Origin of the sequence: Actinomadura sp. BRA 177, from assembly GCF_013372625.1 — a bacterium.
In the GTDB taxonomy this organism is placed as follows: domain Bacteria; phylum Actinomycetota; class Actinomycetes; order Streptosporangiales; family Streptosporangiaceae; genus Spirillospora.
Map to the genome: position 1 here is coordinate 1 of NZ_JABXFD010000057.1, position 13,546 is coordinate 13,546.

Sequence of the window (13,546 nt, forward strand, 5' to 3'; positions counted from 1 at the left end):
GTGGGCGGCGGCCAACGGCGTCGGGCAGGCCGCCGGGCCCACGCTCGGCGGCGGCCTCGCGACCTGGTTCGGCTGGCACGCGGTGTTCTGGCCGGTCGTGCCGCTGGGCATCGCCGCCGCCGCGCTGGCCGTCCGGTTCGTCCCGGCGGGACGGGCGCGGCGCGTCCCGCTCGACTGGCGCGGCGCCGCCCTGCTCACGCTCGCCGCGGGGCTCGGGCTCGGCGCCACGTCCGCCGCCGCGACCCTCGGCGCGACCTCGCCGGTCGTCTGGTCGGGGTCGCTCGCCGGGCTCCTCGCCGCCGCGGCCTATGTCGCGTCCTCGCGTGGACGTCCGGACGCGTTCCTCCCGCCGCGTCTCCTGCTCGAAGCCCGCTACCTGCGCTCCTGCCTCAGCGTCCTCGCGCAGATGTTCTGCCTGGGCGCCACGCTCCTCGCCGTCCCCGTCTACCTCACCACCGAACGGCACACCGGCACCCTCTACGCGGGCGCCGTCCTGCTGAGCCTGCCCGTCATGATGTCGGTGCTGGGGCCGGTCACGGGACTCCTCATGGAGCGGCTGTCTCCGCGTGCCGTGCTGCGCGGCGGCCTCGTCATCCTCATCGCCGGGCAGGTGCTCGTCGCCGTCGTCCTCGCCTCGTCCTGGACGGTGCCGTGGCTCCTCGCCGCGCTCGCCCTGACCGGCGCCGGAGTCGCGTTCGTGCAGACGCCCGCCGCGACCGGCGCCACCCGCTCGGACGCCGGGCGGCGCGGCGCCGGCCTCGGCCTGTTCAACCTGCTGCGCTTCGGCGGCTCCGCGCTCGGCGCCGCGTGGGTCGGCGCCGTCCTCGACCAGGCCCCTGCCTTCGGCGTGGTATTCGCCGCCTGCGCCGCAACAGCCGCCCTCGGCCTCCTAGCCACCTTCACCACCCCCACCCCCCGTTGACTTGCGGCATGTTGTTGTTATCCGCCCTCCCATAACAACAACTCGCCGCAAGTCAACGGGGCGTTAGCGGGGGGTGGCGGCGGGCGGGGCCATCTCGTCGGCGAGGGTGCCGGTCACCGTTGTCAGCTTGTCTATGTGGTGGGCCAGCCAGAACGTGAACTGGGCGTCCGCCGACCGGATGTCCATGCGCAGGGCGCGGGACGCGCGGTCCAGCTTGTAGAGCATCGTGTTGCGGTGCAGGCCGAGGTCGCGGGCCGCCGCGTTCAGGTTCCCCGACGTCCTGATGTAGGCGAGCACGATCTGCTCCAGGTCGCCGCCGTTCGCGCGGCGCAGCGGGGCGAGCGTCTCGCGGGCGAACGAGCGGGCCTCCGCGCTGTCCGCGACGTCCTTCAGCGCCGCGAACACGCGCAGGTCGTCGTAGCCGCAGACCGGATCGGCGGCGGCGTGCCGGGCGAGGCCCATCGTCAGCCGCGCCTCGTGGTACCCGGCCGCGACACCGGCGGCGCCCTCGCCCGGACGGCCGTGCGTGACGCGCAGATCGTCCCCCAGCTGGGGGAGCAGCGCCCGGTGCAGCCGGTCGGCGAACCGGGCCGCCTCCCCGCGCTGCCTGATCGGGTCGTGCCGCGCCGTGACCTGCTGGATCACCACGATCGTCGAGCTGATCGCGGCGGTCAGCGCGCAGCCGCCCGGCTCCAGGTTCTGCGCGGTGCGGGTCGCGGTCACCGTCCGGCGCAGGTAGTCGCGGCCGACCGGCAGCAGCGACGCCGCCGCCACCACGTGCACGGCGAAGTGCCCGTCGACGTCGAAGCCGTGGTGCCGGGCCCGCGAGCCCAGCTCGTAGGAGTCGGCGAACCGGCCGTGGACGAGCGCCTCCACGAAGTCGCCGCGCGCCCGCTCCTCCGCCGCCCGCACCGACCGCTGCCGCAGCATCTCCGACCCGATCAGCGTCGCGCCGTGCTCGGCGACGACCCGGTGCTGCGCCAGGTCGTGCGGGTCCGGCGGGCTGGAGCGCTCCACCATCAGCATCCGGCCGAACACCTGCCCGCCCACCAGGACCGGCGTGACGAGCACGTACACCGGCGGGCCGTCCGGGACGATCCGGATCCGCACCTCCGCCGTGTGCGTGCTGCCGTCCGCGAACTCGGGATGGTCCTCGGGACGGGCGAGGTCGTCCGGGAGCGCGAACAGCAGCGCGTCCGGGTCGGGCGGCGCGGCGTCCGGCGCCTCCTCCCAGGCCAGGCGGTCGCCGTCGGCGTCGCAGATCAGCACGCTGCACCGGGACAGGCCGACGACCGCGCGCGCCATCGCCGGCACGCCGGGACCGCGCGCGAGGACCTCCGCGAGCATCCGGTGCACGCGCGACCCGTACTCCAGGATGTGCGCGGACTGCGCGAGGGCCTTCTGCCCGATGAGCCGGCTCACCGCCCGGTAGTCGGCCTCCGCCGGCAGGGCCAGCAGCGGGACGCCCGCCGCGTCGGCCGCGTGCGCCGCCGCCACCAGGTCGGACTCGACGCCCGGCGGGCGAGGCCGGCGATCAGCGCGGCGGCCTCGTCCGGCGCGGCCAGCGCGGTCACCGGGAGATGGACGGCGACGCCGGCGAGATCGGTGTCGTGCTCCTCGCCGTAGCGGCGGGTCTCCGACAGCGGGAGGCACCAGCCGACGCCGCGGCCGAGCCCGTCGCGTCCGGCGAGGAGGGTGCCGCGCAGCAGCGGCTCGGCCAGCAGGGTCCCGACCGGCACGTGCCCGTCGGTGGTCGTCACGATCGCAGGGTGATGTGCCATGTGCCCACATCCCGTCGGGTTCGTTCGGCAGAGTGTACATAGCCTCGACGGACGCGGTCCTCCGAGACTGACGGGAGTGGAGGAGTTCGTGGCGGACGGCACGGAAAAGGGAAAACCGTCTGTCACATCCTGCTTTACCGTTCCGAATCCGGCAATACCCCACATTTCAAATGCGGGGTGGCGCCCGACTGGAGGCCCCCTTGCACACCGTCCACCGGCTCACCCTGGAAGACGCGCTCGTCATGCTGACCGCGGCCGAGGAGGAGGCGCGCCGGATCGGCGTCAAGCAGACCGTCTGCATCGCCGACGACGGCGCCCACCCCATCGCCGTGCACCGCATGACCGGCGCCCGCCTCACCGGCGTCGAGATCGCCATCGCGAAGGCGTTCACCGCCGCCGGCCACCAGCGCGACACCCACAAGTTCAACGAGCCGCCGAACGGCCCCGCGCTGCCCGGCAACGAGGCGTTCGGCATCAACCAGATGCACCCCGGAAAGTTCGCCGTCTTCGTGGGCGGGTTCCCGATCGTCCACGAGGGCGAGGTCGTCGGCGCCGTCGGCGTCAGCGGCGGCAACGGCGAGCAGGACAAGGCGGTGGGCGCGGCGGCGCTGCGCGCGTTCAGGGAGAAGGTCGCCACGGCCTGAGGGCGCGGTGTGGGTTTTCTCCCTGGCGACATACGTGCGTTGTGGTCAGAACCGTCCCGGTGATCTGTTCCAATGAACTGTTGTGCCCACTGGTTCCTACCGTCTCGTGCGCCGCGCCGGTCCCGCGCGGGCCGTCCCGCCTGTGCTCGACGAGCAGCAGCGGCGGGTGGTCGGGCACGCCGGGGGACCGCTGCTCGTGCTGGCGGGTCCGGGCACCGGGAAGACGACGACGATCGTCGAGGCGGTCGTCGACCGCATCGAGAACCGCGGCGTCGATCCCGAGCGCGTGCTCGTCCTGACGTTCAGCCGTAAGGCGGCGGGGGAGCTGCGGGAGCGGATCACCGGGCGCCTCCATCGGACGACGCGCACGCCCTTGGCGCTCACCTTTCACAGCTACGCGTATGCGCTGATCCGGCGGGACGCGGTGCTGAACGAAGAGCCCGCCCCCAGGCTGTTGTCCGGGCCAGAGCAGCTCTTGGAAGTGCGCCGGTTGCTGGAGGGCGAGCTTGCGGACGGAGCACGTGACTGGCCGGAGCGCCTGAGAGCCGCCTTGGCGACGCGTGGGTTCGCCGAAGAGTTGCGTGACTTCACCTTGCGGGCCGTTGAGCGTCAGTACGTGGCCGAAGACCTCGTTGCGTTGGGACGCATGCGGGGGCGGGACGACTGGCCCGCCATCGGCGGGTTCATGGACCGGTACGTCGACCGCTTCCTGCTCGACCCCGTGCCCACGTACGACTACGGCGAGCTGATTCAGATGGCCGCGAACATGCTCGCCGAGGAAGAGGTGCGGATCCGGGAGCGGGACGCCTACGACGTGGTGTTCGTGGACGAGTACCAGGACACCGACCCCGCGCAAGAAGCTCTCCTGCACTACCTCGCCGGGGAGGGACGTGACCTTGTCGTGGTGGGTGACCCGGACCAGTCCATCTATGGGTTCCGTGGTGCCGATGTAAGGGGGATTCAGGAGTTCCCCAACCGCTTCCTCACCTTGGACGGCGAGCCCGCACCTGTAGTGGCGTTGCGGACGTGCCGCCGGATGGGGCCCGAGATCCTGACGGCGTCGCGCCGCATCGCGCGCCGGCTGCCTGCCGGGTCAGCCGGGGCTGCCGAGCACCGCGCGCTGCATCCCGTTGAGGAACTGGACGACGGCGAAGTGCGGGCCGTGATCGCCGACTCGGAGAGCCAGGAATCGGCGTTGGTGGCCGACGAATTGCGGCGCGCCCATCTGCTGGACGGTGTGCCGTGGTCGCGTATGGCCGTCCTAGTGCGGAGTGCCGTGCGACAGGTTCCGGTGCTTCGGCGTGCGCTCGCCCAGGCCGGTGTACCGGTGGTCGTCGCGGGCGACGAGGTTCCGCTGATGGGTGAGCCTGCCGTCCGGCCGTTCCTGGTTCTGCTACGGGCCGCGTTGAAGAAGGGCTTCCTGGACGAGGTCGTTGCAGAGGACCTTTTGACGGGTCCGCTTGGGGGTGCTGATGCGCTGGCCATGCGGCGGCTCAAGCGGGCGTTGCGCGATCTGGAGGAATTGTCGGGTGGGAGCCGTCCGCTAGGGGAGCTTCTGATCGCGGCGGTCAACGACTCTCGCGAGCTGATTCTCGTCAATGAAAAGGTGCGAGCGCCCGCTGAACGGATCGCGCATCTGATTGATGTAGCGCGGCGCTCTGTGCACGACGGCGGTACCGCTGAGGAGGTGCTGTGGGCCGTCTGGCAGGAGAGCGGGCAGGCCGAGGTCCTGCTGGAGCAGAGCGTCAAGGGCGGGACGCGCGGCGCTGCGGCCGACCGTGACCTCGACGCCGTCGTGGCCCTGTTCGACCACGCCGCACGGTTCGTCGACCGGCTTCCCCAGGCGGGGCCGGAACTGTTCGTCGACAACATCGCGTCCCAGGAAATCGCCGGTGACACGCTGGCCGAGCAGGCACCGGAGGGCGAGGCCGTCCGCATCCTTACTGCGCACCGCTCCAAGGGTCTGGAGTGGGATGTTGTGGTGGTCGCCGGCGTCCAAGAGGGCGTGTGGCCCGATGTCCGTCTTCGTGGGTCGTTGCTGGGCGTCGAGGAACTCATCGAACACGCCGCTGGGGCCGAGCCGGACGGCGACGCTGCGGCCGGTGCCTCCATGGCCGCCAAGATGATGGACGAAGAACGACGGCTCTTCTACGTCGCGGTGACGCGCGCGCGCAAACGCCTTGTCGTGACGGCCGTCGGCGGCGACGACACCGAGGAACGGCCGTCCCGCTTCCTGAACGAACTCTTGCCCGGTGCCATCGAACAATCGCAACTGGACGAGAAGACACGGTGGCTTTCGCTATCCGCGCTCGTTGCCGACTTGCGTTCGGCGGTGGCGGACCCGTCCCGTCCGGAACCGCTACGGCGCGCCGCCGCCGCGCACCTGGCCCGCCTCGCGCGCGCGGGCGTGCGGGGCGCCAAGCCGGAGAACTGGTACGCCATCACCGCGCTCTCTGACCCCGGGCCCGCGTTCACCGACGACGAGCAGATCACCATCTCCCCGTCGCAGGTCGAGGCGTTCACCACGTGCGGGCTTCGCTGGCTGCTCGCCTCCGCCGTCGGCGCGCAGGAGGGCGGGCCCAACGAGTACAGCACGATGGGCAAGGTCATCCACGCGGTCGCCGAAATGGCCGGAGCCGACGACGGGATCGACGAGGTCCACGTCGCCGAGCGCCTCGACGAGATCTGGAACGACCTGGAGTTCCGCAGCTCCTGGTACTCGGAGAAGCAGCGCGACCAGGCCACCAAGATGGTCGACAAGTTCCTCGACTGGCACCGCGACAACCCCAACGAGGTCGTCGCGCTGGAGGAGTCGTTCAAGGTCGACCTCGGCCGCGTCGTCATCAAGGGTCGCATCGACCGCGCCGAACGCGACGAGCAGGGCCGCGCCGTCATCATCGACATCAAGACGTCCTCCACGGCCGTCCCCAAGGACGACCTGGCGCGGCACCCGCAACTCGGCGTCTACCAGTACGCGGTGATGCTCGGCGCGTTCGAGCGGCACGGGCTGATCGAGCCCGGCGGCGCCAAGCTCATCCAGGTCGGCAAGGCCGCGTTCACCGCGAAGGCGCGCGAGCAGGAGCAGCCGCCGCCCGCCGAGGACGCCGACCCGGAATGGCCCAAGAAGCTCATCGAGATCGTCGCCACCGGCATGGCGAGCGACGTCTTCCAGGCGAGGGCGAACGACAAGTGTCGCACCTGTCCCGTACGCTCCTGCTGCCCCGTCCATGACGAGGGCGGGCAGGTCGGGGACTGACGGACTAGCTCGGGGGGAGCGAGGTGATCACGCCGGGAGAGCTGGCCCGGCTGCTGGAGATCCCGGCGCCTACGGAGGAGCAGGCGCGGGTGATCGAGGCGCCGATGGCGCCGATGGCGGTGATCGCGGGCGCCGGGTCCGGGAAGAGCGAGACGATGGCCGCGCGGGTGGTGTGGCTGGTCGCGAACGGCTTCGTCCGGCCGGAACGCGTCCTCGGGCTGACGTTCACCCGCAAGGCCGCCGCCGAGCTCGGCGTGCGCGTGCGCAAACGGCTCGACAAGCTCCGCGAGGTCCTGCCGGGGGACGAGCTGGAGCGGCTCGGCGGCGAGGCCCTGTTCGACGGCGAGCCGATGGTGTCGACATACCACTCGTACGCGGCACGCCTTTTCGGTGACCACGCCCTGCGCGAGGCCCTCGAACCCACCATGCGGCTGATCTCACCGGCCGTCGCCTGGCAGATCTGCTCGCGCGTGGTCGACGCCTACCACGGGCCCATGGACCGCATCGAATGGCAGCCCGACACCGTCACCAAGGCCGTCATGGAACTCGCCGGCGACCTGTCGGAGCATCTGCGGACGGCCGAGGACGTCCGCAAGGTCGGCGCCTGGCTGGACGAGCGGCTCGCCGTGGTGAAGAAGCCGCTCAAGGCGCAGCGCGACATCCTCGCCAAGCACGCCGTCCGCGAGCAGCTCATGCCGCTGATCGACGCCTACGGCCGGGCCAAGGCCGACCGCGAGGTCATCGACCACGGCGACCAGATGGCGCTCGCCGCACGGATCGCCTCCAAGCATCCCGAGGTCGGGATGATCGAGCGGTCCCGGTTCTCCGTCGTCCTGCTGGACGAGTACCAGGACACCTCGCAGGCGCAACTCGTCCTGCTGCGGTCGCTGTTCGCGGGCGGGCACCCGGTGACGGCGGTCGGCGACCCGTGCCAATCGATCTACGGGTGGCGCGGCGCGAGCGCCGGGAACCTGCTGCGGTTCGCCCACGACTTCCCGCTCCAGCCCGGCGTCAACGGGGGGCGCCCGGTGGCGGCGCCCGTCGTCCAGCTGAGCCGCTCGTTCCGCAACGGCGAGCTGATCCTTGAAGCCGCGGCCAAGGTCCAGGAGGAGTTGCGCGCCGAGACGAAGGCCGTGCCGCGCCTCATTCCGGGCGCCGGGCGCGAAGGGCGCGGACGCGTCGAATGCGCTCTCTTCCCCACCGTCGAGGACGAAGCCGACCGCATCGCCGCGCGCATCGCCGGGCTCATGGCCGCCGACCCCGAGACCGCCCCCGACGGCGGCCCGCAACCGGAACCGCTCCAGTACTCCGACGTCGCCGTCCTCGCCCGCAAGCGATCGCAGTTCCCGCTGATCAGGCGGGCGCTGGAGGCGCGCGGCATCCCGGTCGAGGTGGTCGGGCTCGGCGGGCTCCTCACCGTCCCCGAGGTACAGGACGTCGTCGCGACGCTGCGCGTCATGCACGACCCGACCGCCGGCGCGTCCCTCGCCCGCCTCCTCACCGGCCCCCGCTGGCGCCTCGGCCCCCGCGACCTCGTCGCCCTGGGCCGCCGCGCCCGCACCCTGGCGACCGAGTCCGCCCGCGACGTAACCCCACCAGAACGCCCCGACCCACCCCACGACGAAACCCCACCCGACGCCGCACCACCGCCTGCTCCATCACCGGGTGCTGCGCCGGACGTCCTGCCCGGTGCTGCGCCGGATGCTGTGCTGCCGCGGATCGCGCCGGGTGCCGTGTCGCCGGGGGAAAGCGGGCCGCCGCCGGCCGGCGATGATCCGTTGCGGCAGCTTGTCGGGGAGTTGAATCAGGAGACCGGGAGTCTGGTCGACGCGCTCGACGACCTCGGCTCGCCGGAGGCGTACTCGCCCGAGGGGTACGGGCGGCTGCGGCGGCTCCGGGACGAGTTGCGCGGGCTGCGGAGCCAGGTCGGGCTGCCGCTGCCCGACCTGGTCAACGAGGTCGAGCGGGCGCTGGGCCTCGACATCGAGGTCGCCGCGCGGTCCGGGCTCGACCCCGTCACCGCCCGCGCCGACCTCGACGCCTTCATCGACGCCGCCGCCACGTTCGCGGGCGATGCCGAGGACCCGACGCTCGGCGCGTTCCTCGCCTACCTCAAGGCCGCCGAGACCGAGGAGTTCGGGCTGGAGGCCGGGCGCGTGGGGGAGACCAACAGCGTCAAGCTCCTCACCGTCCACGCGTCCAAGGGCCTGGAGTGGCCCGTGGTCGTCGTCCCGGGCCTGTCGTACGTCCCGCAGAAGAACGGCGGCCCCGCCAAGGGCTCGATCTTCCCGTCGCCGCCGCAGAACGCCACCCGCTGGACGGCGAACCCGCGCGTCCTGCCGTTCATGCTGCGCGGCGACCGCGCCGACCTGCCCGCGCTGACCGGGCTGGAGAAGGACGACCTCGCCGCGTTCGACCAGGCGTGCGCCGAACGCGACCTGCGGGAGGAGCGGCGGCTCGCCTACGTCGCGGTCACCCGCGCGTCCGCCCTGCTCATCACCACCGGGTACTGGTGGGGGTCGTCGGGGCGTCCGCTCGGGCCGTCGCCGTTCCTGGAGGAGGTCCGCGCCGTCTGCGTCGCCGGCGCCGGGTCCGTCCCGGTATGGACCGACCCGCCGGAGGAGGGCGCCGCGAACCCGCTGCTCGCCGACCCCGAGGAGGCGCAGTGGCCCATCGGACCCGGCGAACGCGGACAATCCGACCTGACCGCCCGTGAACGGTACGAGGCGGTCGTCGAGGCCGCCCGCATGGTCGAGGACGAGATGGCCGGGCGGACACGGCACTGGGCCGGCGACACCGGGCTGTCCGACGCCGACCGGGGCCGCATGACCGCGTGGGCGCGCGACGTCGAGCTGCTGCTCGCCGAACGCGACCGGGGCCGCTCCGGCGACGGACTGGTCGTCCAGCTGCCCGCGCACCTGTCGGTGTCGTCGCTGGTGTCGCTCGCGCGCGACCCGGCGGCGCTGGCCCGGCAGATCCGCCGCCCCATGCCGCGCCGCGCGTAGGGCGCGGCACCGCGTTCCACGCCTGGCTGGAGAGCCGGTGGGGGCAGCAGCGCCTCCTCGACCCGGACGAGCTGCCGGGCGCCGCCGACGAGGGCGCCGTCGACGACTCGCACCTCGCGCGGCTCCGGGACCGGTTCGAGCAGTCGGAATGGGCGGCGCGCGAACCGCTCGACATCGAGGTGCCGTTCGAGACGATCATCGGCGACCGGCTGGTCCGGGGCCGGATGGACGCCGTGTTCCGGTCGCCGGGCGGCGGCTACGAGGTCGTCGACTGGAAGACGGGGTCGCCGCCGTCCGGGGACGAGGCGCGGTTCGTGTCGGTGCAGCTCGCCGCGTACCGGCTGGCGTGGGCGGAGCTGACCGGGGTGGACGTCGCGCAGGTCAGCGCGGCGTTCCACTACGTCAGCGCCAACGTCACCGTCCGTCCGGCGGACCTGCTGGACGCGGCCGGGCTCGCCGCGCTGCTGGACGGTGTCCCAGCGGTGTGATTTGTCCCCGAATCGGGGTGATGAGTCTCACTCACCCCTGTTCACCGAACGTGGTTTCGGGGATGATCCGGGCAACCATCCGAGGGAGGCGACGGTGACGGTGACCCACGACGAGAAAGTCGTCCAGGAGTTCTCGAAGCAGGCGGCGGGCTTCGCCGACCCGAATCTGAACGTCGCGTTCACCCGTCACCTGGACCGGCTCGTCCGCTTCATGGATCCCGAGCTCGACCTTGAGGACGTCGTGCTGGAGGTCGCGGCGGGCACCGGCCTCGTCTCCCGCGCGATCGCCCACCGCGTCCGGCATGTGACCGCCCTCGACCTCACGCCCGCGATGCTCGCCGAAGGCAAGCGCGACGCCGACCACGCGGGCCTCATGAACGTCACCTTCACGCACGGCGACGCCACCGCCCTCCCGTACATCGACCGGTCGTTCACGCTGGTCGCGACCCGTTTCTCACTGCACCAGGTCGCAGACCCGGACGCCGTGGTGAAGGAGATGGTCCGGGTCAGCCGCCCCGGCGCCGCGCTGATCATCGCCGACCTGATCCGTCCGGACGACCTGGACGGCGACGCCGACCGCATCGAGCGCCTCCGTGACCCCTCGCACGCCACCATGCTCACCGAGTCGCAGATCGCGGACCTCGTCACCGCTTCGGGCGCCGAGGTGAAGCGCGCCGAGCGGTTCGACTACGTCCGCCCGCTCGCCCCGTGGCTGGAGTTCTCCCAGACCCCCGCCGACGTCGCCGCGCAGATAAGGCGAGAACTGGAGGACGAGCTGGCGGGCGGGCCGGTGACCGGCATGCGTCCGAGCATGGTGGACGGCGTCCTGCACTTCACGCACGCGTACCTCTTCCAGCAGGCGATCGCCGGATAACGTTTTCGACCAAACGTTCGACGCGGATCGCTCATATGTTCTATGTTGTCGAACATGAGTTCCAACACCGTGCGGTCCCTCGATCGCGAGCCCGCCGCGCTGGCGATGCGCATTGGCGTCGTCGCCGCCGAGGCCGCCCTCGCCACGTTCGCCCGCAACCTCGACCTCGACGACCTCGCGGACGGCGTCGACTTCCAGGGCGCCATCGGCCCCGCCGAATGGCCGGTGTTCTCCCTGGTCATCGACACCCTCGCCGAGGCCGCCCCGGGCGACCGCCGCACCCTGGACGAACGCCGCGCCGACGCCCTCAACGACCTGGCCCGAATCTGCATGGCCGCCAAAACCCGAGGCGCCGCCTAATCCGGGGACGCCTTCAGCCTGATAGCGCCTTCGACTTGATCTTGCCGGTGCTGGTGCGGGGGAGTTGCCGGACGAAGTGGACGTCGCGCGGCACCTTGTATCTGGCCAGGTGCTCTTTGACGTGGGTCTTGATGTCGTCCTCCGCGAGCTTCGAGCCCGGCGTTCGGACCACGTAGGCGGCTAGCCGTTGGCCGAACTGCTCGTCGTCCACGCCGGTGACCGAGACCTCCGCGATGCCCGGATGGCCGCCGAGCAGGTTCTCGACCTCACCCGGGAAAACGTTCTCCCCGCCGGACACGATCATGTCGTCGGCGCGGCCGTCGATGAACAGCCGTCCCGCCTCGTCGAGGTGACCGAGGTCGCCGGTGCCCGTCAGGCCGTCCAGCATCTCCTTGCCCCCGCCGCCCGTGTACCCGGCGAACCGCAGGCCACCGCCGGTGTAGACCTCGCCGACCGCACCGCGCGGGACCTCCCGCCCGTCCTCATCGAGGATCTTGACGGTCAGCCGGAGCGACGGCTTCCCGACGGTGCCGGGCGCGTCCCGCAGGTCGTCCGGCGTGGCGATGGTGGCCCAGCCCGTCTCCGTCGCGCCGTACACGTTGACGAGGACGTCGCCGAACGCGTCCATGAACGCCTCCGACAGATGAGGGGGAAGCGCCGAGCCGCCGGAGACGACCACGCGCAGGCTCGGTGTCTCCGGCTTGTCGTCCACGTCCAGGATGCGCTGGAGCATCACCGGCACCGCGACCAGCGCCTCCGCCTCGCAGTCCGCGATGGCTTGCAGGGTTTCCCGCGCGTCGAACCGGCGGGACAGCACGAGCGGCATGCCCATCCCGAGACCGACGGCCGTGTAGGCGAAGCCGAGAATGTGGAAGAGCGGTGGCGCGATCACGATCGGCGCCCCGGATCGGACGGGGACGCGCATTGCGTGCGTGAGCGCGGCCGGCAGCAGCGCCGAAAGCGACATGTCATGCTGGGCGCCCTTCGGCGTGCCGGTGGTCCCGGACGTCATCACGATGACGTTGCTGGCCCGCTCCGGAATGAGCGGTTCGGGCTCGGTGTCGCCGATCAGCGCGTCGATCGTGTTCGAGGCGCCATCGGCCCATGCGACCAGCCGACGTCCGGCGAAATGGGACTCGTCGACGATCCCGGTGAACTCCTCGTCGTGGACGAGCAACTCGATGCCCTCGCGTTCCGCGACCTGGCCGAGCTGCGCAGCGGAGAAGTCGGTGTTGAGCAGAACCACGTCGTTCCCTAGCCGGGACGCCGCGAGAATCGTCTCCACGAATCCCCGGTGGTTGCGGCACAGGATCCCGACGCGTCCGTCCCCGAGCTGCTCCCTGAGCGCAGTGGCCAGCGACGCGGCGCGCCGCTCCAGTTCCGCGTATGACAGCGTCCCGCGCTCGTCGATCAGCGCCGTACGCCCGGGAAACCGGAGCGCCGACATGGCCCCGACCGTCGCCGGGACGGGCCCGAAGCGCACATAGGGGAACACCAGCCGCACGGCCCGATCCGGGCGTATCGGCTGCATGACTCCCACATTCCGGACGGCACGGACCGCCCGTACCCCCAGCAGCGCGGCATGACGTACCCGGTCGACCAACACAGAACGCCTCTCCTCGAACGATCCCCAGCGCAGCACATACCCGCCATCCCGTCAGATATTTGACCCACTGTCCGGCGGCTAACGTTGCGGCATGCAGATCTCAGATGCCGCCGTGACCGCCGACGATGTGGAGCTGGCCGTCCGACTCGCCGTGTCCGTCCTTCGGGAGGCGCCGCCGGAGGCCTGGGATGCCAAGGCCGGGTCGCTTGAATGGGACTGCTGGGAGACCGTCGAGCATCTGAGCGACGACCTGTTCGCCTACGCCGCGCAGCTCGGCCCGAAGGTGCCGCCGATGGGCGGCGAAGTGCCGTTCGTGTGGGAAAGCCGGCGGCCGGGTGGCCCGGCGAACGCCGTCCATGCGAACCGTGAAGCTGGGCCGGACGGGCTGTTGCAAGTGCTGGAGGCGTGCGGCGGCCTCCTTGCCGCGATGGTGCGCACCGTGTCCCCGGACGTCCGCGCGCATCACGTGTTCGGCGCGTCGGACCTGACTTGCACAGGTCGGTCCGTGGTTCCGCGGTTTGCTTCGTGTTCGTGCTGGTCATGAGGTTTCGGTTGCTGCTGGGTGACACACTAATCCGGTGTTCCTGCGGAAGGTGAAGACTGTGTCGGG

The 13,546-nt window shown here is 71.6% G+C and carries 11 protein-coding genes; 8 read left to right on the plus strand and 3 right to left on the minus strand.

The features are described 5' to 3' along the window. A partial coding sequence (locus tag HUX53_RS00495) for an MFS transporter (RefSeq protein ID WP_176401182.1) occupies positions 1-922 on the plus strand: 922 nt, incomplete at its 5' end. Between the two features lie 63 nt (positions 923-985). On the opposite strand, the gene HUX53_RS42385 is transcribed toward HUX53_RS00495, so the two are convergent. Beyond that, on the minus strand, positions 986-2,419 hold the full coding sequence (locus HUX53_RS42385) for a CdaR family transcriptional regulator (RefSeq protein ID WP_176401183.1): 1,434 nt from the start codon (positions 2,417-2,419) through the stop codon (positions 986-988). After that, positions 2,341-2,682 carry a hypothetical protein gene (locus HUX53_RS00505; protein WP_176401184.1) on the minus strand — a complete coding sequence of 114 codons (342 nt, stop codon included), beginning with the start codon at positions 2,680-2,682 and terminating at the stop codon, positions 2,341-2,343. The genes HUX53_RS42385 and HUX53_RS00505 overlap by 79 nt, the downstream gene beginning before the upstream one ends. Positions 2,683-2,903: 221 nt before the next feature. On the opposite strand from HUX53_RS00505, the gene HUX53_RS00510 reads away from it, so the two are divergent. From HUX53_RS00510 to HUX53_RS00530, 6 genes are all read left to right on the plus strand, one after another. Beyond that, positions 2,904-3,347, plus strand: coding sequence for a heme-binding protein (locus HUX53_RS00510; RefSeq protein ID WP_176401185.1), 444 nt, complete (start codon positions 2,904-2,906; stop codon positions 3,345-3,347). Positions 3,348-3,453: 106 nt separating this feature from the next. After that, on the plus strand, positions 3,454-6,603 hold the full coding sequence (locus HUX53_RS00515; RefSeq protein ID WP_176401186.1) for an ATP-dependent DNA helicase: 3,150 nt from the start codon (positions 3,454-3,456) through the stop codon (positions 6,601-6,603). Between the two features lie 23 nt (positions 6,604-6,626). Continuing rightward, positions 6,627-9,608, plus strand: coding sequence for an ATP-dependent helicase (locus HUX53_RS00520; protein WP_309236978.1), 2,982 nt, complete (start codon positions 6,627-6,629; stop codon positions 9,606-9,608). 26 nt (positions 9,609-9,634) lie between these two features. Beyond that, positions 9,635-10,096 carry a PD-(D/E)XK nuclease family protein gene (locus HUX53_RS40560; RefSeq protein ID WP_255204790.1) on the plus strand — a complete coding sequence of 154 codons (462 nt, stop codon included), beginning with the start codon at positions 9,635-9,637 and terminating at the stop codon, positions 10,094-10,096. Between the two features lie 94 nt (positions 10,097-10,190). Next, a complete protein-coding gene (locus HUX53_RS00525; protein ID WP_176401187.1) occupies positions 10,191-10,970 on the plus strand; it encodes a class I SAM-dependent methyltransferase in 780 nt (259 codons plus the stop codon). A gap of 54 nt (positions 10,971-11,024) precedes the next feature. Continuing rightward, positions 11,025-11,330: a hypothetical protein gene (locus tag HUX53_RS00530; RefSeq protein WP_176401188.1), complete on the plus strand. Its 306-nt coding sequence runs from the start codon at positions 11,025-11,027 to the stop codon at positions 11,328-11,330. A 13-nt stretch (positions 11,331-11,343) separates the two neighbouring features. On the opposite strand, the gene HUX53_RS00535 is transcribed toward HUX53_RS00530, so the two are convergent. Further along, positions 11,344-12,861: an AMP-binding protein gene (locus HUX53_RS00535; RefSeq protein WP_217918944.1), complete on the minus strand. Its 1,518-nt coding sequence runs from the start codon at positions 12,859-12,861 to the stop codon at positions 11,344-11,346. Positions 12,862-13,027: 166 nt separating this feature from the next. Here HUX53_RS00535 and HUX53_RS00540 point away from each other — a divergent pair, with 166 nt between their 5' ends. Further along, positions 13,028-13,480 carry a hypothetical protein gene (locus HUX53_RS00540; protein WP_255204787.1) on the plus strand — a complete coding sequence of 151 codons (453 nt, stop codon included), beginning with the start codon at positions 13,028-13,030 and terminating at the stop codon, positions 13,478-13,480. Positions 13,481-13,546 lie beyond the last annotated feature (66 nt).